This is a genomic window from Streptococcus porci DSM 23759 (assembly GCF_000423765.1).
Taxonomy (GTDB): Bacteria; Bacillota; Bacilli; order Lactobacillales; family Streptococcaceae; genus Streptococcus; species Streptococcus porci.
Map to the genome: position 1 here is coordinate 24,576 of NZ_AUIP01000013.1, position 23,483 is coordinate 48,058.

Genomic DNA, 23,483 nt, shown 5'->3' on the forward strand with positions numbered 1-23,483 from the left:
CACTTAAAGCACAAGAACCATCAGACCGTTCACGTCGTTAAACAGCATTTATCTATCCCACTATTATAGCAAATTTCAGCCTCTTTTTCAGCTTAAAAATGCATGACAAAAAGATTGGGTATTCCCAATCTTCCTACTCTAATATTTTCTAAATCTCTGATAACGTTCCTCTAGCAACGTTTCCGTATCTAGTTGGCTGAGCTCATCAAAGGTTTCAATGAGGTGATGTTTTAAATCCTCAACAATCTCACTTGAAAAGTAGCCTCGTTCAGCAATCACCTTATCAATGATGTTCATGTTGAGCAGTTCGCCTGCAGTGATTTTCATTAGTTCTGCCGCCTCGGATGCTCGACTACCATCCTTCCACAAAATGGAAGCGAAGCCCTCTGGGCTCAAGATTGAATAGACTGTGTTTTCTAGCATCCAAACCCTATCTGCCACAGCCAGCGCCAGCGCTCCTCCAGAACCACCCTCGCCGATGATGACTGCGATAATTGGCACTTTAAGGTCACTCATGTCCATGAGATTACGAGCAATAGCTTCGCCCTGCCCACGTTCCTCAGCACCGACACCTGGATAAGCACCTGGTGTATTGATCAATGTTAAGATTGGACGACCAAATTTTTCAGCCTGCTTCATAAGACGAAGCGCTTTACGATAGCCTTCTGGATGAGGTTGCCCGAAATTACGTTTGAGATTCTCTTGCAGATTTTTCCCTTTTTGGATCCCTATAAAAGTGATAGCCCGACCAGCCAAACGACCAAGCCCACCGACGATTGCTCCATCATCCCCAAATTGACGATCTCCGTGTAGTTCGATAACATCATCAAGAATTAGATGTGCATAATCCAGAGCTGTCAGGCGAGTCTGACTTCTGGCCTCTTTTAAAATGCGTCCTACTGTAGTCATTTTTCACCTCCGTGGAAAGCCACAAGCTGGGCAATGGTAGCCCTCAATTCCAAACGGTTGACAATAGCATCTACAAAACCATGTTCCAGTAAAAACTCCGCCTTTTGGAAACCTTCTGGCAATTCTTCACGAACTGTCGTCTCAATGACTCGGCGTCCAGCAAAGCCCACCAGAGCTTGAGGTTCTGCCAAAATAATGTCTCCCTCCATCGCAAAAGAGGCAGTGACCCCTCCTGTCGTTGGATCAGTTAATATGGTCAGATAAAAATACCCCGCATTTGAATGACGTTTGACCGCAGCTGAAATCTTGGCCATCTGCATGAGGGACATGATGCCTTCTTGCATGCGGGCACCACCAGAAGCTGAAAAGACAACTACTGGCAGAGCCTTCTCAGTCGCAATTTCAAAAAGGCGCGTCAGCTTTTCGCCTACAACTGTCCCCATAGAGCCCATGATAAAATTGGCATCCATGATTGCTATCGCAATACTTGCGCCCCCCACCTTAGCAAAACCAGTCAGTACCGCCTCATCCAGTCCTGTCGCTTCCCTGGTTGCTCTCAGTTTGTCCTGATAATTAGGAAAACGGAGAGGGTCAGTCGTTTCAATACCATCAAAAAGCTCCTCAAAACTTCCGTCATCGATTGTCAGAGCTAGACGCTCCTGAGCCGAAATTCGGAAATTGTAATGACATTTGGGACAAATTTTAGCCGGACCCAAATCCTTCTGGTAAATCATGTGTTTACAAGCAGGACATTTGGCAAAAAGCTCATCAGGAACTTCTGGCGCCTCACGCTCAACCGCCCGCATTATCGAGCGGTTGGGATTGATGCGGATGTATTTTTCTTTTCTATCAAATAATCCCATATCTTCTCCTTAGATTCAAAGTTACAGCCCATGCAATTATTTGGGCAAAACAAGAGCCCTACCACAGGTCCAAACAGGCAGGGCGGTCTAACACTTAATCTAGATTTTTTGTATAAGCTGGTAAAAAAGTTTCCATCAGAAAACTGGTGTCGTAATCTCCAGCAATGACATGACCATCTGAAATAAGGTCTAATTGAAAATCAACATTGGTGACCACACCCTCAATCTCAAGTTCATAAAGGGCGCGTTGCATCTTCATGAGAGCATCAAAACGGTTATCACCATGAACGATGATTTTTGCAATCATAGAATCATAGTAGGGTGGGATAGTATAGCCACTGTAAACCGCTGAATCAACGCGTAACCCCACACCGCCAGATGGTAAATATAAATCTGTAATTTTACCTGGACTTGGTGCAAAATTAAATTTGGGATTCTCCGCATTGATACGACATTCAATAGCATGACCCGAAATTTTAATCTCATCTTGAGTTAGTGAGAGTTCTTGCCCTGCTGCAATTCGAATTTGTTCCTTAACAATATCCACTCCTGTGACAAACTCTGTCACGGGATGTTCAACTTGAACTCGGGTATTCATTTCCATGAAGTAAAATTCACCACTTTTTTCATCAAGAAGAAATTCAATGGTTCCCGCATTCTCGTAGTTGACGGCTTGTGCAGCACGAACTGCTGCTTCCCCAATCTGAGCGCGAAGGGTTTTTCCGATGGCAACAGAGGGTGCTTCTTCTAATACTTTTTGGTTATTTCGTTGCAATGAGCAATCTCGTTCACCCAAATGAATGATATTTCCAAAGGAATCACCCAAAATCTGTACTTCAATGTGGCGAGCTGGATAGATAACCTTTTCAATATACATAGCTCCATTCCCGAAAGCTGCTTGAGCTTCTTGAGAGGCCGATTCAAAAGCTGGCGCTAATTCCTCATGGCTGTTGACTTTGCGAATGCCTTTTCCGCCTCCCCCTGCAGAGGCTTTGAGCATGACTGGGTATCCCAGCTTGTCAGCAATCGCTAACGCTTCATCAGTAGAGAAAACCTCGCCATCAGAACCTGGTATGACCGGCACCTTTGCCTTAATCATTTCTGAACGAGCATTGATTTTGTCACCCATTTTATCCATGACTGCTCCAGAAGGGCCGATAAATTTAATATTCATTTCTTCACACATAGTGGCGAATTTTGAATTTTCACTCAAGAAACCAAAGCCTGGGTGAATAGCCTCAGCCTTAGTCACAATGGCAGCTGACAAGACCGCATTCATATTCAGATAAGAATCTGTTGATTTTGCGGGACCAACACAAACTGCCTCGTCAGCAAGTGCAACATGAAGAGCTTCCTTATCTGCCTCAGAATAAATAGCTACCGTTGCAATTCCCAACTCACGTGCAGCACGAATGATACGCACTGCAATTTCACCACGATTAGCAATTAAAATTTTCTTGAACACTTTACTTTTCTCCTTTTGGAGGTCTAATTACCAATGGCAAAAGTCAAGATTCCGCTAGCTGCTAATTTGCCATCCACCTCAGCTTTAGCCTCAACCACAGCAATTGTTCCACGACGTTTGACAAATTTAGCTGTCATGACTAATTGATCCCCCGGAACGACTTGTTTTTTGAACTTAACCTTGTCCATACCCGCATAAAAGACCAACTTGCCTTTATTCTCAGGCTTCGACAATTCCAAAACACCTGCTGTCTGAGCCAAAGCCTCCATGATTAGAACCCCCGGCATAACAGGGTATTGTGGAAAATGCCCTTGAAAAAAAGGTTCGTTGATGGTTACATTTTTAATGGCAACGACCTCATCTTCCGACGTTTCCAAAACACGATCGACCAGTAAAAATGGATAGCGATGTGGCAAAGCCTCTTTAATCTGGTTAATATCAATCATTTGATGCGCACCAATCCTTTTCCAAAGTCCACCACTTCTTCATTGGCCACCAATATTTCAGTAATGATGCCATCTTGAGGAGCTGGAACTTCATTCATCACTTTCATAGCTTCTACAATGAGTAATGTTTGCCCTTTCTTAACAGAATCACCAACTGATACAAAAGCCGGCTTATCTGGTCCAGGTGATAAATAGGCAACACCAACAAGCGGACTCTCAACAATGTCACCCTCCGCCTCTGATTGAGCTGAGACTGGACGTGCTACTTCTTCTTTTTCGGTCACAGCTGGCGCAGCTTCTGGAGTTGCCACCTGAACAGCTGGTGCTGTGGGTTCTACCATTTGCGCTTGTGGCATGCTCTGCTCATTTTTCGAAAAAGAAAGCTCATCTCCATCTTTTTTATAAGTAAATTCACGGAGGCTCGACTGATCAAACTGAGCCATCAAATCCTTGATTTCGCTAATTTTCACCTTTTAATCCTCCCAGCGTTTAAAAGCAAGAACAGCATTGTGCCCACCAAATCCAAAGGTATTTGAAATGGCATATTTGACTTCTGCTTCTTGTCCATTTCCAATAACAACGTTTGCTTCAATATCATCTGAAAGTTCTTGCGTCCCTGCAGTCTTTGGAATATAGCTATGACGCATAGCCTCAATCGTTGCAATAGCCTCAACCGCTCCAGCTGCACCAAGAAGGTGCCCTGTAAATGATTTGGTCGAAGATACAGGAACCTCTTTTCCTAGTACCGAGACAATAGCCTGGCTTTCACCCTTTTCATTAGCTTGGGTTGACGTACCATGGGCATTAACATAGGCAACATCTTCTGGGGAAATCTCTGCCTCTTTGAGAGCAAGACGAATAGCTTTTGCAGCGCCTGAACCATCTGGAATTGGTGTCGTTTGGTGGTAAGCATCACAGTTTGAACCATAACCAATGATTTCAGCCAAGATAATTGCCCCACGTTTTTGAGCATGTTCTAGACTTTCAAGCACCAAGACACCTGCCCCTTCACCCATAACAAAACCATTACGATCTTTGTCAAATGGGATAACTGAGCGGGTCGGATCTTCCGTCGTTGACAAGGCTGTCAACGCGTTAAAGCCACCAATACCAATTTCATTGATAGTTGCTTCAGCGCCACCTGCCAAAACCACATCATGGTAGCCAAATTTAATGTCACGGAAAGCTTCACCAATAGCATCATTTGCAGAAGCACAAGCCGTAGTCACTGATTTGCAGACACCTTGAGCTCCGATACGAAGAGCAATATTGCCTGCTCCCATATTTGACAGTGCTTTAGGGATAAACATCGGCTGAATACGTTTGATACCTTTTTCATGCATCCGAATAATCTGCTCTTGCATTTCTTGAAGACCACCGATGCCAGACGATACAATAACGCCAACACGATTCTTATCCTCTTTTTCCATATCAAGTCCAGCATTTTCCAAAGCTTCCAGAGCTGCATAAATGGCATATAGTGAATACTCATCCATGCGATTACGATCTTTTTTGACAAAATATTTATCAAATGGAAAATCCTGAATTTCACCAGCATTGTGAACTGGAATCTCAGACGTATCAAATTTTGTGATTGGTTTGATACCGATTTTGCCTTCATAAAGGCTATTCCAAAAATCTTCGGGTGTGTTGCCAATCGGCGAGGTCACACCGTAACCTGTAATTACAACTCGGTTTGTGGTCATCTTTAATCTCCTTAGAATTTTGCCATTGTAGCTAGCCATGCATCGTCATACCACCATCAACGGCGATAACTTGTCCTGTTAAGTACTCTTGTTGAGCAAGGAAGGCTGCAACCTCTGCAACCTGCTCTGGTTTCCCAATCACTTTCATTGGGATTTGCGAGAGCATTGCATCTTTCATTTTTTCTGGGATAGCATCAGTCATGTCTGACTCAATAAAGCCAGGGGCGATAGCGTTGACACGGACTCCTCTAGCAGCAACCTCTTTAGCCACAGATTTTGTAAAACCAATCAGCCCTGCTTTTGAAGCAGCATAGTTTGCTTGCCCAATATTACCCACTAAACCGACAACAGATGACAGGTTGATAATAGCGCCTTGTCTTGCCTTTGTCATCGGTTTTAAGACTGATTTTGTCATATTAAAACTACCAGTTAGGTTGACTTTAAGAACAGACTCAAAGTCTTCTTCTGTCATTTTTAACATGAGCTTATCATTGGTAATGCCTGCATTATTGATTAGCACATCAATAGAACCGAGCTCGGCCACAGCTTCATTGACCATGCGCTCAGCATCTTCAAATCGAGAAATATCACCAGAAATAGCAAGGACTTTCACTCCATACTTAGCGAACTGCGCTAGCAAGTCTTCCGAAATAGCAGAACGTCCATTAAGAACAACATTGGCACCAAGACTGGCAAATTTATGAGCGATAGCAAGTCCGATACCTCGAGTGGAACCCGTTACGAAAACATTTTTATTTTGAATTTCCATTTAATCATTCTCCAAAAGATTCTTTAAAGTTGTTAAATCTTCAACTGATGTCACCGGAAGATTTTTATCAATTTTTTTAATAAATCCTGATAAAACTTTTCCAGGTCCTATTTCAACAATCTCATCCACACCAAACTGTTGAATAGCTGCAATTGACTCATAGAAACGTACCGGCTCCATCACCTGACGGGCTAGGAGTTCCTTAATCTGACTTGCTTCCATAATTTTAGCTTCTGTGTTTCCGACCAAGGGTAACGCAAAATCCGAGAAGTTGACTTTTTCAAGTTCAAAAGCCAATTTTTCAGACGCTGATTTCAGAAGTGCCGTATGGAAGGGGCCTGATACATTAAGTGGAATCAAACGTTTGCTACCTGCCTCCTTGAGCAATTCGGTCGCATAATCTACCGCTTCAACCTCTCCGCCAATAACAATTTGAGCTGGTGTGTTGTAGTTGGCTGGCGTCACCACACCTTTTACAGAAGCTTTTTGACAGATTTCTTCAATCAAGTTTGGATCCGTGTTCATAACAGCGACCATTTTTCCACTGCCCGCAGGAGCAGCTGTCTCCATAAATTCTCCACGCCTAGCAACCAAAGCTACCGCATCTTCAAAGTTCAGTGCCCCACTTGCTACCAAAGCTGAATACTCTCCAAGAGAAAGTCCCGCTACGATGTCTGGCTGAATACCACTGTCAGCCAATAGCCGATAAATAGCAACTGAAGTCGTCAAAATAGCTGGCTGCGTGTAGCGTGTTTGATTGAGTTTCACATCGTCAGTATCAATTAGCTTACGCAAATCATAGCCTAAAAGCTGACTAGCTCTGTCAAAAGTTTCTTTCACAAGGGGATAAGCGTCATATAAGTCTCTAGCCATACCCAATTTTTGAGCTCCTTGACCAGCAAATAAAAAGGCTTTTTTTGTCATTTTTCCCTCCAATTAAACATGGAATACTTATTCCTGAACATCTGCCCAACGAGCGGCTTCTTGGCGGATAACCTCCGCAGCGCCATAATAAAGATCTTCTAGGATATCTCGACAACTTTCCTCTTTACGCACAAGCCCTGCAATTTGACCCGCCATGACTGATCCGTTGACAACATCCCCATCTACAACTGCGTTACGGAGAGCCCCTGCCCCAAGCTCTTCAATTTCCTCAGCCGTTTTTATTCCTGCTAAGAAATCTTTCTCCGCTTGAGCGTAACTGCTTGATAACTTATTTTTGATAGCACGAACTGGATGACCAACTACTGATGCTGAAACAACCGTGTCAATATCTTTAGCTTTCAAAATTTTGTCCTTGAAGTTTTGATGAGCATTCGATTCTTTAGCAACAACGAAACGAGTTCCGACTTGGATAGCATCCGCCCCCAACATAAAGGCAGCCGCAACTCCATTTCCATCCGCAATACCACCTGCTGCAATAACTGGAATGTCAACAGCATCCACCACTTGGCGAACTAGAGTCATTGTTGTCAATTTGCCGATATGTCCACCTGCTTCCATGCCCTCAGCAATGACAGCATCTGCCCCTAGTTTTTCCATGCGTTTGGCAAGAGCCACAGATGGTACCACTGGAATCACAGTAATCCCGGCTTCATGAAAACGCTCCATATACTTCCCTGGATTCCCTGCTCCTGTTGTCACCACCTTGACACCTTCTTCAATAACCAAGTCAACGATGTCATCCGCAAATGGTGACAGGAGCATAATGTTAACGCCGAAAGGTTTGTCTGTGATGGATTTGACTTTATCAATATTAGCTTTTACAACTTCTTTAGGAGCATTTCCACCACCAATAATGCCTAGACCTCCTGCATTTGAAACAGCACCAGCTAAGTCGCCATCTGCAACCCAGGCCATGCCACCTTGGAAAATAGGATATTTAATTCCTAGAAGTTCTGTAATTTGAGATTTCATTTTTTCTACTAACTTTCTAATAGATACACTTCGTATAATGATTTGAGAGTCAAAGTATGAGTTTAAGAAGAAAGGTTGGATATCACTCACAACCTGCTCTCCTATTTAATTGACTATTTCCTAAAAAAATCAGTGAAGATTTTTTAGGACTGACAAGACAAAATCTATTTAGTTTTTTCTTCAACGTAGGCAACAAGGTCACCAACCGTGTTTAGTCCTTCTTCAGTTTCGATTTGGATGTCAAAAGCATCTTCGATTTCTGAGATTACTTGGAAGACATCAAGCGAATCAGCATCGAGTTCATCAAAAGTAGTTTCTAATTTTACTTCTTCAGCCTCTTTACCAAGTTCTTCAACGATAATTTCTTGTACTTTTTCAAATACTGCCATGAGATATTCTCCTCTTTTTAAATAAATATTTGTGTAGTTACACAGATTAACTAGATTTTAACAATTAAATTGCCCCAAGTCAAACCTCCGCCGAATCCTGACAGAAGAATTTTTTGCGAGCCATCTAATTTAAGGGTTCCATTTGCCACATTTTCTGAAAGCAAAATAGGAATTGATGCAGCGCTAGTATTGCCATAGCGCTGCATATTTGCCAGAAATTTATCTCGATCAACACCAATTTTCTGCGCCATCTTATCTAAAATGCGCTCATTAGCCTGATGGAGAAGGAGGTAATCTGGCTCACCAGCTTCCTCCATGATTGCCACGATGCTCTTAGACACTGTACGAATGGTAAAGTCAAAGATAGCTCTTCCATCCATCTGAATGTAAGGATTAAGAGGCTCTTGATGTTCTGAAAATGGTGATTGTAGCACAGTCTGTCCGCTGACCAAGCCACCCTTACTACCGTCAGTATTGAGTGATTCCGCCAAAAAATACTGTGCGTCAGCTTTTTCCAAAAGAACACCACCAGCCCCATCCCCAAAGAGAACAGCCGTCGAGCGATCTGACCAATCCAACTGTTTGGAGAGAACTTCGGCTCCTATGACCAGACCTCGTTGACAGGTGCCAGAACGAATGAATTTTTCAGCTGTTGCCAAGGCAAAAACAAAACCTGAACAAGCAGCTGTCAAATCAAAAGCAAAAGCCTTTTTGGCACCAATAGCTCCCTGAACCTTGGCTGCCGTTGAGGGCATGGTCGAGTCAGGGGACATGGTCGCCACAAGGATAAAATCAAGTTCTTCCGAGGAAAGCTTTGCTTTGTCAAGTAGCTGTCGTGCTACCTGAACAGCTAAATCGCTGGTGTTTTCATGGACTGAAATGTGGCGCTCTCGTATGCCTGTACGGCTGGAAATCCACTCATCAGAAGTGTCCATGATTTTAGCCAAATCATCATTAGTTACCACTTGAGTAGGAACATAGTGCGCCACCTGACTAATTTTTGCAAAGGCCATTAGCGTCTCTCCTCCAAGAAAGTATGGAGATTAACCAGTCCACGTTCCAGCCCTTGAAGTTCATTTTCTGACATTCCTTCAAGGATTTGGTCAATCATAACACGATGAAATTTTTTGTGAAGATGGTAAACGACACGACCTTTTTTAGTCAAATTCAAGTAAACCACGCGACGGTCTTCTTGCGAGCGAATTCTAACGACATAACCTTTGCTTTCCAGCTTATTGAGAGCTGTAGTCACCGTTCCTAGGGTCACCATGAGTTCTTTAGCAATGTCACTAGGAGTGACCAGACGTCTTTTTCCGATGATGTCAATGGTGTGCACTTCTTTGATAGTACAGTCGTTAAAAGGACTGCTACGCAAGGTGTTTTCTTCGATAACTAAAATTCTGTTAAAAATATCAACCAGATAGTTGTTGATTTGATGAAAGTCCATTTGAGACTCCTTTATAATTTGATATTCAAATCATATCATATTATAAATCATTTGACAAGAGAAAATAATTTACCATTTCCCTGAAAAACTCGGTCTGCGACGTTCTGCGTATGCCCTGACACCTTCCTTGAAATCTTCCTTAAAAGCTAGCGTTTCTTGAAGATTTAATTCCAGCTCAGCATAATCCTTCCAACCTGTGAAAAAACTCTGCCAAACCATCTCTTTCATGGCTCGATAAGAGTTAAAAGAGCCACGCTTGAGCCGTTTAATCAGTTGCTGAGTGGTCGTGCTTAGCTTTTCTGATAGGCAAGTCTTATAGACAAAGCCATAATCCAAAGCTTTCTCAGCAGTCACCGCTTCTCCTGTCATGACCAAATGCGTAGCCTTATTCATACCGACCGCGCGCATAAGCAGGTAAAGTCCGCCCGCGTCTGGAGCAAGTCCAACATTGACAAAAGCTTGAATAAACTTAGCCTTCTCACTGGCAATGCAGAAATCTGCTGCCAAAACCATGTTAAAAGCTGCACCAGCAACTGGGCCATCTACAGCCATGATGATTGGTTTAGGGAGTTGCTTCATCTTATAAGAAATGTCCTGAACCAACTTGGCAATATCGACCAATGACTGAATGTCATCTGCTTCAACAGCCCTCTCCATCTCTGACAAATCTCCTCCAACGGAAAAAATTTTACCCACTGCTTCGATTAAAATTAGCCTAATATTTGCGTCATCTTCAGCTAGCTTAAGAGCTTGCAAAATCTCTTGACACATAGGAATGTTGAAACCATTCGAGACTTCGGGGCGATTAAAGGTCACTGTTGCTAAATCACCTGATACTTGGTATAGGATGGTTTGAAAGTTCATATAACCTCCTTCTTAAAATTATTTATTTGAAAAGTAAATAATTTCTATATCAAATTATATCACAATGGAATTATCTGTCAAGAAAAAAACGTAAAAATCCAAACGTTCGTGTCGTAATAATTCAAAAAAGACTGACAAATTATCAGAATTTTGCTATAATTGATTCACTTTATATTTTTAGAGGATTGACATGAAAGTTATTAAATTTGGTGGAAGTTCCTTGGCCTCTGCTGAGCAACTCAAAAAAGTTCTAGGGATTGTTAAAAGCGATGAAGAACGTCGATTTGTTGTCGTGTCGGCACCAGGTAAGCGGAATGCAGAAGATACAAAGGTAACCGATGCACTGATCAAATACTACAAACATTATCGATCAGACCGTGACGTGACTGCTGATCAAGATTGGATTATTAATCGTTACAAATCAATCGTTGATGAACTAGGTCTTCATTCTACTATTCTAGAAAAAATCGCTGCCGCTATCAAAGACTTGGCCACTTTGCCAATCGAAAATAATGAGTTTTTGTACGACACTTTTTTGGCTGCTGGCGAAGATAACAACGCAAAGTTGATTGCTGAATATTTCCGTCAAGAGGGGCTAAACGCTCACTATATTCACCCCAAGCATGCAGGACTCATCGTGACCAGCGAACCCGGAAATGCTCGTATTTTGCCTTCTAGTTACGACAAACTTGAAGAACTACGTAACAGTGATGAAATTCTGGTTATCCCTGGTTTCTTTGGTGTGACGACAGACAATCAAATCTGTACTTTTTCTCGTGGTGGCTCTGATATTACAGGGTCTATTATCGCAGCGGGCGTTAAGGCTGACCTCTACGAAAACTTTACCGATGTTGACGGAATTTTTGCCGCCCATCCAGGAGTTGTTCATAAACCACATTCTATCAAAGAATTGACTTACAAAGAAATGCGTGAACTTGCCTATGCTGGTTTCTCCGTTCTTCATGACGAGGCTCTCATTCCTGCCTACCGTGGCAAAATTCCCCTTGTTATCAAAAACACAAATAATCCAGATCACCCTGGTACCCGTATCGTTCTTAAACATTCTGGCGAAAGTGTTCCTGTGGTTGGAATCTCTGGTGACGATGATTTCGTCAGCATCAACATGTCCAAATACTTGATGAACCGTGAGGTCGGTTTTGGACGTAAGGTTCTTCAAATTTTGGAAGATTTAAACATCCGTTTTGAGCACATGCCAACTGGGATTGATGATTTGTCAATTATCGTTCGTGGGCGCGAATTAACGCCAATCAAAGAGCAAGAAATCATTTCGCAACTCACTCGTAAATTGGAAGTTGATGAGGTTTCGATTGAACGTGATTTATCTATCATCATGATTGTTGGTGAAAACATGAAAAATCACATTGGGGTAACCGCTACTGCCACCCGTGCCTTGTCTGAACAGGGAATCAACCTTGTGATGATTTCGCAAGGTTCTAGCGAAGTTGCCATCATGTTTGTGATTAAAACGGCAGATGAGAAAAAAGCTGTCCGTGCTATTTACGACGCCTTCTTTAAAGACTTATAATCATAACCACCCGTCAATAAACCGCACCCCAGAAGTTAGACAGACACTCTAACAACTGGGGTATTTTTTCTATAAAATAGGTTATGTTGATAACCTTGCCTTTATGAATGAAAACAAAAAAGGCTTTGCTATTCCCCTAGTTCATCGTTTCCAAGTGAATCCCTCTATTATCAGATATCACATTTGCTTGATATTATTTTGTCATCAATCCTTTGATCGTACCGTAAAAACGTTCACAAAAATAGAAATAACTTGTTAGAAAGGAGAGTATCTGATAAATCAAGTTATTTTGTTAAAGAAGTGTGAAAATATGATGAGGTATTTGTTATGAAAAAAATTATATCAATGTTAAGACATATTGGAGTTAATATGAGAAAAAATAAGTATTTAATTATTTTTGTAATTAGTAGTTATTTAATTTTTAATTCTATAGTTTCAGATGGGTATCGATATGAGAAAATATTTTATGGATTGATGGTTTTAATTCTTATAGGAATACTAGTTATATCAAAGAATGAAAAATAAAAATGCTGGTGTAACATGCATCAGCTTTTTAAGTTGGGTTCGAAACCGTTGACCAACAAAATGACGAAGTGAGGTATTACTATGAGTCTTGATTCAGAAATTAAATTACGGATAACGAACGAGGAAAAAGTATCATAAAAGAGATATCTAACTTATACAGGGTTAGCATGTCGGAGATGATACGTAGGCAAATTTTGGCGATATGGAAGAATTGAACAAGCGTTCAATGATGACAGATGAACAATACTTTGGTATTATTTCGGAAATTTCAAAGTTGTCTGAAAAGGTAGGTTTGATTGAAACTGATTTGCATAAAATTGGAATCAATATAAATCAAATTGCTAGATATTATAATTCAAAAAATGATGATCAATCAGTTTCAGCTTTGAATGGTTTTCTGTCTGATTTAAGAAAATCATTGAGTTTTATCAAAAAGTATATTTTGGTGAAGATGATAATAAGGTTATTAATACTGTTGATGACTTTAAAGAGGCTATTAATGAAGGTATTCATTTATATGAGTTATATTCTAGAAAATTAGCTGAACGTGTTGAATATATTAAAAATATGGTTCAACTTGGGGAATGGTCTGAAAAAACGGCTAGACAAATGGCTAAGTTATATTTTCAAGAAATAGATACTAATAACAGTTTTCTGTACAGCCATTATACGCTATCTGAATATGCAAAGTCCCGGCTCACCAGTCTGTACCTTTGCTACTGTCTTTCAATGTGTGTACTCCTCGCTGCTTTTTATCCGTCACAAACTTCGCAAAGATGTAGTCAGACCCTCTGAACGCTCTAAATATTGACTTTTAAACATCGTAAACTCTTGGGAATCTTGGTTCAAAGAATTTTCCGCTTTTAATGGAATGTGACTGTTTTAAAATCACATAATTGAAAAAGGCCTAGAAAAAATGTACTGACCCCAAAAAGTTAGAAAGAAAAAATCTAACTTTTGGGGTACAGTTCAAAAAATCTAGACCTTTTTAATTGTCGCTCGTTTTTCAGCGATTAAATCTTTATAGGAAATCAGGAAAACTGCCAGCATAATAAGCGTCATTCCAACTAAATCAATCAGATAAAAATGTTCGTGCATGATGAGAATGCCAAAGATAACAGACGCTACCGGCTCAACAGAAGCTAAGAGACTTCCTTTTACCGCTCCAATAATGGTGGTTCCTTTAAGAAAAACAGTATAGGCAAAAATTGTCCCAACCCCAACAATACCAAAAAGCGCCAGCCCATTTCCCCAAGTCAAAGAAAAAGGATACTGCCACGCCTTGACAGCGATTGGGAAAAAGATTCCACTGATCATCATACCGAGTCCGATGACGATAAGACTTCCCCACTCCTTTATGAGCTTGGCTGGGATAAGGATATAGAGGGCATAAGTAAAGGCTGATAAAATTCCCCAGAACAGCCCCTTTGGTGTTATTGCAAGATTGGTGACTTGTCCATGGGTAGCAATGATATAGGTACCAAGGACAGCTAGAAAAATGGCGAGACTATCCCCTATCGTCGGTAAACTCCTGTCTTTGAGACAAAAGGCGACAACAATTAGCACCGGGGTCATGTATTGTAAAACTGTCGCCGTTCCAGCATTGGTATAGTGAATGGCAGATAAATAAGCATACTGATTAAGTAACAGTCCAAAAAAGCTAAAAAGAATGACACCTAGCCAAAGGTGCTTGCTTTTTAAAGCTTGGAAAAAGCGCTGACGTTGTGTGAGTAATATCAAAGCAGTCAAAACGAGGCCTGAAATGAATAGACGTAAGCTGGTTAAAAGATTGATAGGAATGCCGTGGCTCATTAAATATTGTCCCGAAACTCCAGAAATTCCCCAAGCAATTCCAGCAACAACCACCATAATCGATCCTTTAAGCGTAGATGACATGATAACCTCCCAAAGATAGTTCTCTCATTGTATCACAAATTATAAAAAGGAAACACCCTACAAGAAGCATTTCCCTTAATTTTTAAAGTTCGTTTACTAGATAGTTAAAGAGTTTTTGACTCTGGCTATTTTTATTTTCCAACAAGAGTTCCGGATGCCATTGAAGTCCTAGAAGTGGTGCTCCATTTTTTCCTTCATATGCTTCGATGGTACCGTCACGCGGATCATGAGCTGTTGCTTTCAAATCTGGTGCTAAATGTTTCACAGACTGGCGGTGGATTGAGTTGATACGGCTTCCATTTTTGAGCAAACGGCTGACGCGGCTGTCTTTGACAACGGTAATCTCATGGTGGGTGCCTTGGTACTCAGACTGCCAATGGTTCTTTACTTCCTGATTAAGTGTGCCACCTAAAGCGACATTCAATAGTTGCATGCCTCGACAGACAGCAAAGATTGGTTTTTTCTGCGCTAGCGCTTCTTTAACCAAGGCAAATTCGAACTCATCACGCTCGAGGTTATAGTCGTTACAGTCAATAGCCCTGCTTTCCCCATAGTAACGCGGATCAACATTTTGACCTCCTGAAAGGATTAGCTTATCAATCATACTAATGTAAGTTTTGGCTAGCTCCGGCGTCCCGACAGGAATGATGATAGGCACACCACCAGCCTCTTTGACCCCTTCAGAGAGATGGCGCGAGACAGCATCGTAGCGGATGCCTGACATGGCGGGCATTTCCTTTTCATTTCCTGTGATGCCAACGATAATTGGTTTTGTCATAATGCTGCCTCGCTTTCTTAAATCTTTTAGAGTTTTCTTCTAATAATGACCCCTATTTTACCGTATTTTAGAGAGCCTGACTAATATAAAATTATTATAGCAGAGATAAGTTTTGCTTATCGCCAAAGCTCTAAGACTTTTCGAAAACTAAACTCAGATCTTGTTGCCTTGATTTGAGGCAGACAGCGCTACCTGCATCTGCGACGTATAGTCTTATCTTGATTGCCCTTACGTATAACCAATTTTCACGGTCGCTAAGCTATTCTTTTTATCATCATATAGAAGAACCTAAAAAGCCCAAATTGTGACATTTGGACTTTTGCATAGAATGATTGGCCTAGCCTTCTAACAATTTAGCTAATTCTTGAGCTAATAAGCGCTGAGCTACTTGTGGGTTAGCCTGTCCTTTAGTTGCTTTCATAAGGAATCCGGTAAAGGCCTTATCAGCATTACGTTTACCAGACTTGAAGTCAGCAACTGCAGCTTCATTATCGGCAAAGACTTGGTAAATAATTGGAATGAGAGCTTCTGGATCAGAAATCTGCACCAAACCAGCTTTTTCAACGTATTCACGGGCTGAACCACCATTTTTAGCCAAGTGAACAAAGACTTTCTTGGCAATCTTAGAAGAGATGGTGCCGTCTTGGATAATGGCAATCATTTCAACCAAGTTTTCAGGAGTCAAGCTGATTTCTTCAATAGTCTTGCTCTCAGCATTGAGGAACTGAGCTACTTCACCTTGAAGCCAGTTAGAAACTTGTTTAGCATCTCCGCCAAGCTCAACGGCTTTTTCAAAGAAGTCAGACAGAGCCTTAGTTGCTGTCAATTGGTTAGCATCGTAGTCTGACAAGCCAAGCTCCGCAGTGTAACGAGCACGGCGCTGAGCTGGAAAGGCCGGCAGTTCCCTACGCACTTCCTCAATCCAGGCATCGTCAATCTCAAAGAGCGGTAGGTCTGGTTCTGGGAAATAACGGTAGTCAGCAGCACCTTCCTTAACACGCATAAGGATAGTAGACTTGCTGGCTTCATCATAACGGCGAGTTTCCTGACGGATAACGCCACCAGACCGAAGAATTTTAGCTTGACGTTCTACTTCATACTCAAGACCCTTACGGACATTTGAGAAAGAGTTGAGGTTTTTCAGCTCTGTCTTGGTACCGAATTCCTCTTGACCATAGGGACGAAGGGAAATATTGGCATCGACACGCATAGACCCTTCTTCCATCTTAACGTCTGAAATACCAGTGTATTGGATAATTTCCTTGAGGGCTGTCAAATAAGCATAGGCTTCTTCAGGCGAACGCATGTCCGCTTCAGAAACGATTTCAATCAAAGGTACTCCTTGGCGGTTGAGGTCAACGTAAGAATATCCATCTGTACCGTGGGTATTTTTACCCGCATCCTCTTCCAAGTGGGCGCGTTCAATACGAATTTTTTTTGTTGAACCATCTTCCAACTTAGCCTCTAACCAGCCATCAAAGCCAATAGGTTCATCAAATTGTGAAATTTGATAGGCCTTTGGATTATCAGGGTAGAAATAGTTCTTACGGTCAAAATGCATTTTCTTATGGATATCCATGTTAAGCGCAAGCGCAGCCTTGATTCCAGCATCAATAACACCCTTATTCATGACCGGAAGAACACCTGGGAAGGACCAGTCAATGATATTAGTGCTAGCATTCTGGTCTTGACCAAAATGAGCAGCCGATGGAGAAAAAATCTTTGAGTTGGTGTTGAGCTCTACGTGGACTTCAATCCCGATAATTGTTTCAAAGTTCATTAGGCTTCACCTCCAAAGATAAGTGGTTGTTGTTTGTGGTAGTCTGTTGTCGCTTCAAAAGCTGCCGCTACCTGATAGATAGTCTCTTCTGAATATTTAGGACCAATTAACTGCAGACCAACTGGGAGGCCTTGGACAAAACCAGCAGGAATCGAAATCCCTGGAAGACCTGCCAAGTTGACAGGAATGGTCAAAAGATCCGCCAAGTACATAGCCACAGGGTCATGGTTAAGCGTGTCCAAACCAAAGGCTACGGTCGGAGCCGTTGGCCCCAAAATCAAATCATAGTTCGCAAAGACCTTTTCAAAATCTTGAATGATTAAGGTACGCACCTGACCAGCCTTTTTAAAGTAGGCATCATAGTAACCCGATGATAGACTGAAAGTTCCAAGCATGATACGGCGTTTGACTTCTTCTCCAAAACCTTCACTACGGGTATTGACGTAGATATCGTCAAGATTGTTGAAGTTTTCAGTGCGATAGCCGTAACGGATACCGTCGAAACGTTGTAGGTTTGAAGAGGCTTCAGAGGATGCTATGATGTAGTAAACAGCTACCCCGTATTTGCTGTGAGGTAGACTGACTTCCTCAACGGTCGCCCCCAATTTTTCAAAATGCTTGGCAGCCTTGACGATGGTTTCTTTGACTTCAGGATCGATTCCTTCACCAAGGTATTCTTTTGGCAGAGCAATCTTGAGCCCCTTGATATCTCGACCAATCTTGCTGGTAAAGTCTTCTACATGTACTGGTGCAGAGGTTGAATCCTTGCTGTCTGCTCCTGCAATCACGTTAAGAAGCTGGGCATTTTCCTTAACCGTTTGAGAAAAAGGTCCAATTTGATCCAGCGAGCTACCAAAGGCAATCAAGCCAAATCGAGATACCGTGCCATAGGTCGGTTTGAGCCCTACGATACCGCTGAAGGCCGCAGGTTGGCGGATGGAACCACCCGTATCCGAACCCAGAGACAGACGAACCTGACCAGAAGCCACCGCCGAAGCTGAACCGCTGGAGGAGCCTCCCGGCACCTTGGTCTGATCCCAGGCATTTTTCGTCGCACCAAAGTAAGAAGTCTCACCAGACCCCCCCATGGCAAATTCGTCCATGTTGGTCTTACCGATGACAATCATGTCTTTTCCATAAAGTTTTTCAACCGCTGTCGCATCAAAAATTGGTTCATAATTGTAAAGCATTTTTGAAGCAGCTGTTGTTAAAATGCCTTTTGTTGAGATGTTGTCTTTGACAGCCAAAGGAATACCAGACATAAGATTGCCAGCATCAATTCCTTTCTCGTCAATAGCTTTTGCCTGAGCCAATGCCGACTCTTCTGCAACGGTGACAAAAGAATTAAGCTTAGCTTCACGCGCCTTGATATCTTCAAGCGTTGCTTGGGTTAATTCAGTTGCAGAAATCTCCTTTTTAACCAAAAGGTCATGGAGTTCTTCAATGGTTTTATGATTAAAAGTCATTAAGCATCACCTCCATCGTCTAGGATTGCTGGTACTTTGATGTAATTGTCTTCCTGCTCTGGTACGTTTTTGAATAAAAGCTGGCGCTCTGTACCTTGTTCTGCTATATCCTCACGCATAACTGTTTTTCGATCAGCCATGGTCGTCGTGATGGCTACGCCTTCTGTGTCGACTTCATTTAAAAGTTCAACCATATCAACAATTTTTGACAAGGTGGTCGCAAATGCAGCTGTCTCAGTGTCTGAGAACGACAACTTCGACAACGTTGCCACATGACGAACTTCTTCTTCAGTGATTTTCATCTGATTTCTCCATTTTATTCATAATCTTTTTTATTATATCACAAAGAGCACCGCTCTGCTATTTTTGGAAAAGAATTCATGCAAAAAAGCCCCGCAAGAGGCCTTTTCCCTTTTAATGTCTATCATCGTAACCGCGTGGGTGGCTTGAGTGCCAAGTCCAGGCTGTCTCGATAATTTTTTCAATATCGTCAAATTGAGGTTTCCAGCCCAAAATCTCACGCGCTTTTTCTGAGGAGGCGATAAGGGTGTCTGGGTCGCCAGGACGGCGATTAGCCAATTCAGCTGGAATAGCCTTACCAGTAACTTTACGTGCTGCTTCAAGGATTTGTAAGTTAGAAAATCCTGTTGATGAACCTAAGTTAAAGGCAGTAGAAGCTCCGCCCTTGCGCAAATAATCAACCGCTAAAGTATGAGCGTCCGCTAAGTCAAATGGGTGAACGTAATCACGGACGTTTGTCCCATCTGGGGTATTGTAGTCGTCACCGAAAATCATAATTTTCTCACGCTCCCCTTGAGCAACCTGCAAGATAATTGGAAGAAGGTGAGTCTCTGGACCATGGTCTTCACCGATTGATCCATCTGGTTTGGCGCCAGCAACGTTGAAATAGCGCAGAGCCACAAAGGTGATGCCGTAAGCCTGATCAGACCACTTCATGATAGTTTCCATCATGAGTTTGCTCTCACCATACGGGTTTATTGGGCGTTGCGGCGTTGTTTCCAAAATAGGGATTTGATCAGGAATACCATAAGTGGCAGCCGTTGATGAGAAAACGATGTGCTTGACATGACATTCACGCATGACTTCAAGAAGGTTGACCATGCCAGCCGTATTGTTATCAAAATATTTGAGTGGCTCCACCATTGACTCTGCGACAAGGGAATAAGCTGCAAAGTGGATAACTGCGTCAACTTCTGGATTTTCCTTAAAAACTTGACGCATAAAATCCTTGTCAGAAAGATCACCTTCATAGAATTTTGCGTCTGGGTGAACCGCTGCACGATGACCAGTCACCAAATTATCAACAACGACGACCTCTTCTTTCCCTTCTGAAATGAGTCTATCCACCATATGTGAACCGATATAACCCGCTCCACCGAGCACAAGTACTGCCATAGTTTTGATTTAGAAGTTGCTAGGAAATCACTGCTAGCCGAGCTCACAGCCACCAAGCATCTTCTCCCTTTCTTTATTTTTAACTTAAAGTGTTAATTCAATTTGTAACCCCTCGACAACAACAAGGGCTGACTCGTAATAGCCGTCACCTGTTATACGGGGACCACTTATCAAATCATATCCTGCCGAGACCAATTTTTCTGTTAGTTCATCTACAGCTTCTTTGCTTCCCAAGCTGAAAGCCAGATGACTAAAACCGAACTGACTGATAGATGGATTATTATCCGTCAGATTAGGCTTGGTCATGATTTCCAACCGAGCACCGTCTAAAAAAGTCAGAAAATAGGATTGATGTTTTAGGATTATGATAACGCTGATTGGATTTAGCACCCAAATAGGTTTCAAAAAAGCTTTTGACCTTTTCCAAATCATGGACATACGCTGCCGCATGTTCAATTTTCATTTTCTGCTCCTAACCAAGCCCTACATGCTCCACAAAGCGCATAAAATCTTTTGTATTTTTGTAGACACCAGCGTCTTCAAGAACACGTGTAAAGGTTGCTCCAACAGCTTTTTGAACGATTGATGAAACTTTTTCTGCCGTTACATGAGGATTGGAGGCTTTAATCTTATCCGCCCAATCCTTGTGGTAGTCAGCTATTTCATTATACTCGCCCAGAACATATTTTTCAACTTCTAGCAGTTCTTCCTTTAGCCTTGGAGGTAAAATGGCTAAACCCATCACCTCAATGAGACCAATATTTTCTTTTTTAATGTGTTGCACATCTTTGTGAGGATGGTAGACACCATCTGGATGTTCTTCAGACGTATGATTGTCACGGAGAACAATATCTAATTGGAAACGTCCCTCTTTTTTACGAGCAATCGGCGTTACGGTGTGATGGGGCGTATCATCTGTATAGGCAAGAATATCTGCCGATTTATCAGAGTAATCTCTCCAAGCAAGACGAATTTTCTCAGCCAGTTCAATGACTTTATCCTTGTCATCTGAGGTCAGACGAATGACTGACATGGGCCAGTTGACAATCCCTGCATCCACTTCCTCAAAGCCTTTAAAGGTAAACCTGTGGCTTAGCTCCGCTTTTTCCATAGGGAAGGTGTGACGACCGCCCTGATAGTGATTGTGGGTCAAAATGGAGCCACCAACAATCGGCAAATCGGAGTTTGAGCCAGCAAAGTATCCCGGAAAGATGTCCACAATATCAAGCAATTGACTGAACGTGTCCTTACTGATGACCATGGGGACATGCTGGGTGTTGAGGAAAATACAATGTTCATTAAAATAAGCGTAGGGGGAGTACTGAAAACCCCACTTCTCCTCACCCAAATCCATCCGAATAATACGGTGATTGGCACGGTCTGGGTGGTTAATGCGCCCCTGATAACCTTCATTCTCCATGCAGAGTTGGCATTTAGGATAATCAGAGCTTGCCACCAACTTAGCTGCTGCAATAGCTTTAGGGTCTTTTTCAGGCTTTGATAAGTTAATGGTAATCTGCATATCACCGTATTTCGACGGAGTAGAAAAGGCAAGGTTTTTGGCAATGGCTTCAACCTTGATGTAATCGTTTTTCTTGCTTAAATCATAAAAATCAGCAATGGCTTGCTCTGGATTTTCTTGATATGTTTTCCAAAATCTACCGTTGACTTGACTAGGAATTGGAGTGATAAAATTCATCAACTCTGCACCAAGACAATTTTTCTCCTCCTGAATATCTGCACAGCGACCATTGTCGACCGCAAGCTCGACTAATTGGTCTTTCAGCTTGATGAGGGTAGTTTCTTGAGTTTCCTGCTGTGCATTTGCCTCACCCACCAAGGCAAGGATGCGATTAGCAAGGTAAATGGTATCCATTTCTGTGTAGTCGCTATTAGCAATCACTCCGGCGACAAAGCTATCTAAAAGTTTCATATCTTACTTCCTTGAGAGAACACGACTTCCGCCTGCCACTTCTGCTATGTAGAAAGCTGGCGCGTAGCCAATTTTTTCTTCATAAATCTTGCCCACATTTTCAGTAAAGGCAGCAACCTTATCCTTTTGAACAATGGCAATACCACAGCCACCAAAGCCAGCACCTGTCATGCGAGCCCCTAGAACACCCTCTTGTTCCCAAGCAGTATGAGCCAGAGTGTCAAGCTCAACACCAGTCACTTCATAGTCGTGCTCCAAAGAAACATGAGAAGCATTGACCAAACGACCAAATTGCTCCAAATCACCAGCAACTAGCGCCTCTTTAGCTTTCAGGGTACGTTGATTTTCTGAAACTGCGTGGCGAGCACGTTTGATGCGGTTTGTGTCTTTAATCAAATAAGCGTACTGATCAAAAGTGGCTTCGTCCAGTTCCCCGAGAGTTTTTATGTCAAGCAAGGCATTCAATTCTTCAACTGCTTTTTCACACTCGGCACGTCGCTCATTGTATTTAGAATCTGCTAATTCACGACGTTTATTGGTATTCATGATAACAACCACATAATCGCCTAAATCCAGCGGAACCAATTCATACTCTAAAGTATTGGTATCAAGATAAATGGCTTGTTTGTCTGCTCCCATGCCGATGGCAAATTGATCCATGATGCCTGAATTGACACCGATAAAGTTGTTTTCAGTTTGTTTACCAATTTTTACCAAATCAAGACGGTCTAGTTTTAGGTCAAAGAGTTCTTCACAGATGACCCCAATTAAAAGTTCTAGCGAAGCCGATGATGACAAACCAGAGCCATTTGGAATATTACCAAAAACATAGACGTCAAGCCCTGTCTCAATCTCATGCCCTGCTTCTTTCAAATACTTTATGACACCTTTTGGATAGTTAGTCCAATTATCTTCTTTTTTAAAAACAAGGTCGTCCAAGCTAATTTCAATGACACCCAGTTCCTCAAAATTGCCTGAGTAAAAACGTAAGGTTCTGTCCTCGCGCTTTTTAGCAGCGCCATAAGTGCCAAGTGTTATCGCCGCTGGAAATACGTGTCCGCCATTGTAATCTGTGTGTTCACCGATGAGGTTGATGCGACCTGGTGAGAAAAAGGTTGCATCAGGTTCCGTTCCAAACCTTGCCTCAAAAGCCTGTGTCAGTTGCTCAATGTTCATAATCTTTCTCCTTAATTTAAGATACCGAGGATACTGATCCTCATTAAATTGATAAATTGTTACCTAGATTATAAAATAGATTAGTAAAAAAATCAAGGAATATAGTAAAAATTTTATTATTTTTTACTTGCCTTTACCTCCCAAAGAAAAGGCTAAGACAAAAATCCTAGCCTTTTAATATTATGACAGACA

23 protein-coding genes and 1 pseudogene are annotated in these 23,483 nt (G+C 42.0%); 2 read left to right on the forward strand and 22 right to left on the reverse strand.

Annotated features, from left to right (window positions below):
- Nucleotides 1-138: 138 nt before the first annotated feature.
- The 13 genes from G576_RS0105880 to fabM form a co-directional block, all read right to left on the reverse strand.
- Nucleotides 139-909, reverse strand: coding sequence for an acetyl-CoA carboxylase carboxyl transferase subunit alpha (locus G576_RS0105880; RefSeq protein ID WP_027973816.1), 771 nt, complete (start codon nt 907-909; stop codon nt 139-141).
- Nucleotides 906-1,772, reverse strand: coding sequence for an acetyl-CoA carboxylase, carboxyltransferase subunit beta (gene accD / locus G576_RS0105885; protein ID WP_027973817.1), 867 nt, complete (start codon nt 1,770-1,772; stop codon nt 906-908). Before accD ends, G576_RS0105880 begins: the two co-directional genes overlap by 4 nt.
- Nucleotides 1,773-1,866: 94 nt before the next feature.
- On the reverse strand, nt 1,867-3,237 hold the full coding sequence (locus G576_RS0105890; protein WP_027973818.1) for an acetyl-CoA carboxylase biotin carboxylase subunit: 1,371 nt from the start codon (nt 3,235-3,237) through the stop codon (nt 1,867-1,869).
- Nucleotides 3,238-3,260: 23 nt separating this feature from the next.
- Nucleotides 3,261-3,683 (reverse strand): 3-hydroxyacyl-ACP dehydratase FabZ, encoded by a 423-nt coding sequence (gene fabZ, locus G576_RS0105895; protein ID WP_027973819.1) that lies wholly within the window; start codon nt 3,681-3,683, stop codon nt 3,261-3,263.
- Complete coding sequence (gene accB / locus G576_RS0105900) at nt 3,680-4,153, reverse strand: acetyl-CoA carboxylase biotin carboxyl carrier protein (protein WP_027973820.1); 474 nt, start codon at nt 4,151-4,153, stop codon at nt 3,680-3,682. The genes fabZ and accB overlap by 4 nt, the downstream gene beginning before the upstream one ends.
- 3 nt (nt 4,154-4,156) lie before the next feature.
- Nucleotides 4,157-5,389 (reverse strand): beta-ketoacyl-ACP synthase II, encoded by a 1,233-nt coding sequence (gene fabF / locus G576_RS0105905; protein WP_027973821.1) that lies wholly within the window; start codon nt 5,387-5,389, stop codon nt 4,157-4,159.
- A 31-nt stretch (nt 5,390-5,420) separates the two neighbouring features.
- Nucleotides 5,421-6,158 carry a 3-oxoacyl-[acyl-carrier-protein] reductase gene (gene fabG, locus G576_RS0105910; protein WP_027973822.1) on the reverse strand — a complete coding sequence of 246 codons (738 nt, stop codon included), beginning with the start codon at nt 6,156-6,158 and terminating at the stop codon, nt 5,421-5,423.
- Entirely contained in the window at nt 6,159-7,082 is a 924-nt protein-coding gene (fabD, locus tag G576_RS0105915) for an ACP S-malonyltransferase (protein WP_027973823.1), read from the reverse strand.
- Nucleotides 7,083-7,109: 27 nt separating this feature from the next.
- Nucleotides 7,110-8,075: an enoyl-[acyl-carrier-protein] reductase FabK gene (fabK, locus tag G576_RS0105920; protein ID WP_027973824.1), complete on the reverse strand. Its 966-nt coding sequence runs from the start codon at nt 8,073-8,075 to the stop codon at nt 7,110-7,112.
- Between the two features lie 164 nt (nt 8,076-8,239).
- Nucleotides 8,240-8,464 carry an acyl carrier protein gene (locus G576_RS0105925; RefSeq protein WP_006531079.1) on the reverse strand — a complete coding sequence of 75 codons (225 nt, stop codon included), beginning with the start codon at nt 8,462-8,464 and terminating at the stop codon, nt 8,240-8,242.
- A 50-nt stretch (nt 8,465-8,514) separates the two neighbouring features.
- Nucleotides 8,515-9,477 (reverse strand): beta-ketoacyl-ACP synthase III, encoded by a 963-nt coding sequence (locus G576_RS0105930; RefSeq protein ID WP_027973825.1) that lies wholly within the window; start codon nt 9,475-9,477, stop codon nt 8,515-8,517.
- The gene (fabT, locus tag G576_RS0105935) at nt 9,477-9,911 is read right to left on the reverse strand and encodes a fatty acid biosynthesis transcriptional regulator FabT (RefSeq protein WP_027973826.1); all 435 of its coding nucleotides are present in this window, start codon (nt 9,909-9,911) and stop codon (nt 9,477-9,479) included. The genes G576_RS0105930 and fabT overlap by 1 nt, the downstream gene beginning before the upstream one ends.
- Before the next feature lie 69 nt (nt 9,912-9,980).
- Entirely contained in the window at nt 9,981-10,775 is a 795-nt protein-coding gene (fabM, locus tag G576_RS0105940) for a trans-2-decenoyl-ACP isomerase (RefSeq protein ID WP_027973827.1), read from the reverse strand.
- Nucleotides 10,776-10,965: 190 nt separating this feature from the next.
- Between fabM and G576_RS0105945 the strand changes: the two genes are divergently transcribed.
- The gene (locus G576_RS0105945) at nt 10,966-12,321 is read left to right on the forward strand and encodes an aspartate kinase (protein ID WP_027973828.1); all 1,356 of its coding nucleotides are present in this window, start codon (nt 10,966-10,968) and stop codon (nt 12,319-12,321) included.
- Nucleotides 12,322-13,048: 727 nt separating this feature from the next.
- Nucleotides 13,049-13,387 carry a plasmid mobilization relaxosome protein MobC gene (gene mobC / locus G576_RS0105955; RefSeq protein ID WP_027973830.1) on the forward strand — a complete coding sequence of 113 codons (339 nt, stop codon included), beginning with the start codon at nt 13,049-13,051 and terminating at the stop codon, nt 13,385-13,387.
- A 437-nt stretch (nt 13,388-13,824) separates the two neighbouring features.
- Here mobC and G576_RS0105960 read toward each other — a convergent pair whose 3' ends face one another.
- The 9 genes and pseudogenes from G576_RS0105960 to G576_RS0106000 form a co-directional block, all read right to left on the reverse strand.
- Complete coding sequence (locus G576_RS0105960) at nt 13,825-14,742, reverse strand: DMT family transporter (RefSeq protein WP_027973831.1); 918 nt, start codon at nt 14,740-14,742, stop codon at nt 13,825-13,827.
- 82 nt (nt 14,743-14,824) lie between these two features.
- Nucleotides 14,825-15,523 (reverse strand): gamma-glutamyl-gamma-aminobutyrate hydrolase family protein, encoded by a 699-nt coding sequence (locus tag G576_RS0105965; protein WP_027973832.1) that lies wholly within the window; start codon nt 15,521-15,523, stop codon nt 14,825-14,827.
- 334 nt (nt 15,524-15,857) lie between these two features.
- On the reverse strand, nt 15,858-17,300 hold the full coding sequence (gene gatB / locus G576_RS0105970) for an Asp-tRNA(Asn)/Glu-tRNA(Gln) amidotransferase subunit GatB (protein WP_027973833.1): 1,443 nt from the start codon (nt 17,298-17,300) through the stop codon (nt 15,858-15,860).
- Nucleotides 17,300-18,766, reverse strand: coding sequence for an Asp-tRNA(Asn)/Glu-tRNA(Gln) amidotransferase subunit GatA (gatA, locus tag G576_RS0105975; RefSeq protein WP_027973834.1), 1,467 nt, complete (start codon nt 18,764-18,766; stop codon nt 17,300-17,302). The genes gatB and gatA overlap by 1 nt, the downstream gene beginning before the upstream one ends.
- A complete protein-coding gene (gene gatC / locus G576_RS0105980) occupies nt 18,766-19,068 on the reverse strand; it encodes an Asp-tRNA(Asn)/Glu-tRNA(Gln) amidotransferase subunit GatC (protein WP_027973835.1) in 303 nt (100 codons plus the stop codon). Before gatC ends, gatA begins: the two co-directional genes overlap by 1 nt.
- Nucleotides 19,069-19,180: 112 nt before the next feature.
- On the reverse strand, nt 19,181-20,182 hold the full coding sequence (gene galE / locus G576_RS0105985; RefSeq protein WP_027973836.1) for a UDP-glucose 4-epimerase GalE: 1,002 nt from the start codon (nt 20,180-20,182) through the stop codon (nt 19,181-19,183).
- 84 nt (nt 20,183-20,266) lie between these two features.
- Nucleotides 20,267-20,645 (reverse strand): annotated as a pseudogene (locus G576_RS12420) (VOC family protein).
- A gap of 9 nt (nt 20,646-20,654) precedes the next feature.
- A complete protein-coding gene (gene galT, locus G576_RS0105995) occupies nt 20,655-22,115 on the reverse strand; it encodes a UDP-glucose--hexose-1-phosphate uridylyltransferase (protein ID WP_027973837.1) in 1,461 nt (486 codons plus the stop codon).
- 3 nt (nt 22,116-22,118) lie between these two features.
- Nucleotides 22,119-23,291, reverse strand: a complete 1,173-nt coding sequence (locus G576_RS0106000; protein ID WP_027973838.1) for a galactokinase — start codon at nt 23,289-23,291, stop codon at nt 22,119-22,121.
- Nucleotides 23,292-23,483 lie beyond the last annotated feature (192 nt).

Coding starts and splice junctions, on each gene's coding strand:
- G576_RS0105880 (WP_027973816.1), bottom strand. CDS start 909: ATGACTACAGTAGGACGCATTTTAAAAGAGGCCAGAAGTCAGACTCGC.
- accD (WP_027973817.1), bottom strand. CDS start 1,772: ATGGGATTATTTGATAGAAAAGAAAAATACATCCGCATCAATCCCAAC.
- fabZ (WP_027973819.1), bottom strand. CDS start 3,683: ATGATTGATATTAACCAGATTAAAGAGGCTTTGCCACATCGCTATCCA.
- fabF (WP_027973821.1), bottom strand. CDS start 5,389: ATGACCACAAACCGAGTTGTAATTACAGGTTACGGTGTGACCTCGCCG.
- fabG (WP_027973822.1), bottom strand. CDS start 6,158: ATGGAAATTCAAAATAAAAATGTTTTCGTAACGGGTTCCACTCGAGGT.
- fabD (WP_027973823.1), bottom strand. CDS start 7,082: ATGACAAAAAAAGCCTTTTTATTTGCTGGTCAAGGAGCTCAAAAATTG.
- fabK (WP_027973824.1), bottom strand. CDS start 8,075: ATGAAATCTCAAATTACAGAACTTCTAGGAATTAAATATCCTATTTTC.
- G576_RS0105925 (WP_006531079.1), bottom strand. CDS start 8,464: ATGGCAGTATTTGAAAAAGTACAAGAAATTATCGTTGAAGAACTTGGT.
- G576_RS0105930 (WP_027973825.1), bottom strand. CDS start 9,477: ATGGCCTTTGCAAAAATTAGTCAGGTGGCGCACTATGTTCCTACTCAA.
- fabT (WP_027973826.1), bottom strand. CDS start 9,911: ATGGACTTTCATCAAATCAACAACTATCTGGTTGATATTTTTAACAGA.
- fabM (WP_027973827.1), bottom strand. CDS start 10,775: ATGAACTTTCAAACCATCCTATACCAAGTATCAGGTGATTTAGCAACA.
- G576_RS0105945 (WP_027973828.1), top strand. CDS start 10,966: ATGAAAGTTATTAAATTTGGTGGAAGTTCCTTGGCCTCTGCTGAGCAA.
- mobC (WP_027973830.1), top strand. CDS start 13,049: ATGGAAGAATTGAACAAGCGTTCAATGATGACAGATGAACAATACTTT.
- G576_RS0105960 (WP_027973831.1), bottom strand. CDS start 14,742: ATGTCATCTACGCTTAAAGGATCGATTATGGTGGTTGTTGCTGGAATT.
- gatB (WP_027973833.1), bottom strand. CDS start 17,300: ATGAACTTTGAAACAATTATCGGGATTGAAGTCCACGTAGAGCTCAAC.
- gatA (WP_027973834.1), bottom strand. CDS start 18,766: ATGACTTTTAATCATAAAACCATTGAAGAACTCCATGACCTTTTGGTT.
- gatC (WP_027973835.1), bottom strand. CDS start 19,068: ATGAAAATCACTGAAGAAGAAGTTCGTCATGTGGCAACGTTGTCGAAG.
- galE (WP_027973836.1), bottom strand. CDS start 20,182: ATGGCAGTACTTGTGCTCGGTGGAGCGGGTTATATCGGTTCACATATG.
- galT (WP_027973837.1), bottom strand. CDS start 22,115: ATGAAACTTTTAGATAGCTTTGTCGCCGGAGTGATTGCTAATAGCGAC.
- G576_RS0106000 (WP_027973838.1), bottom strand. CDS start 23,291: ATGAACATTGAGCAACTGACACAGGCTTTTGAGGCAAGGTTTGGAACG.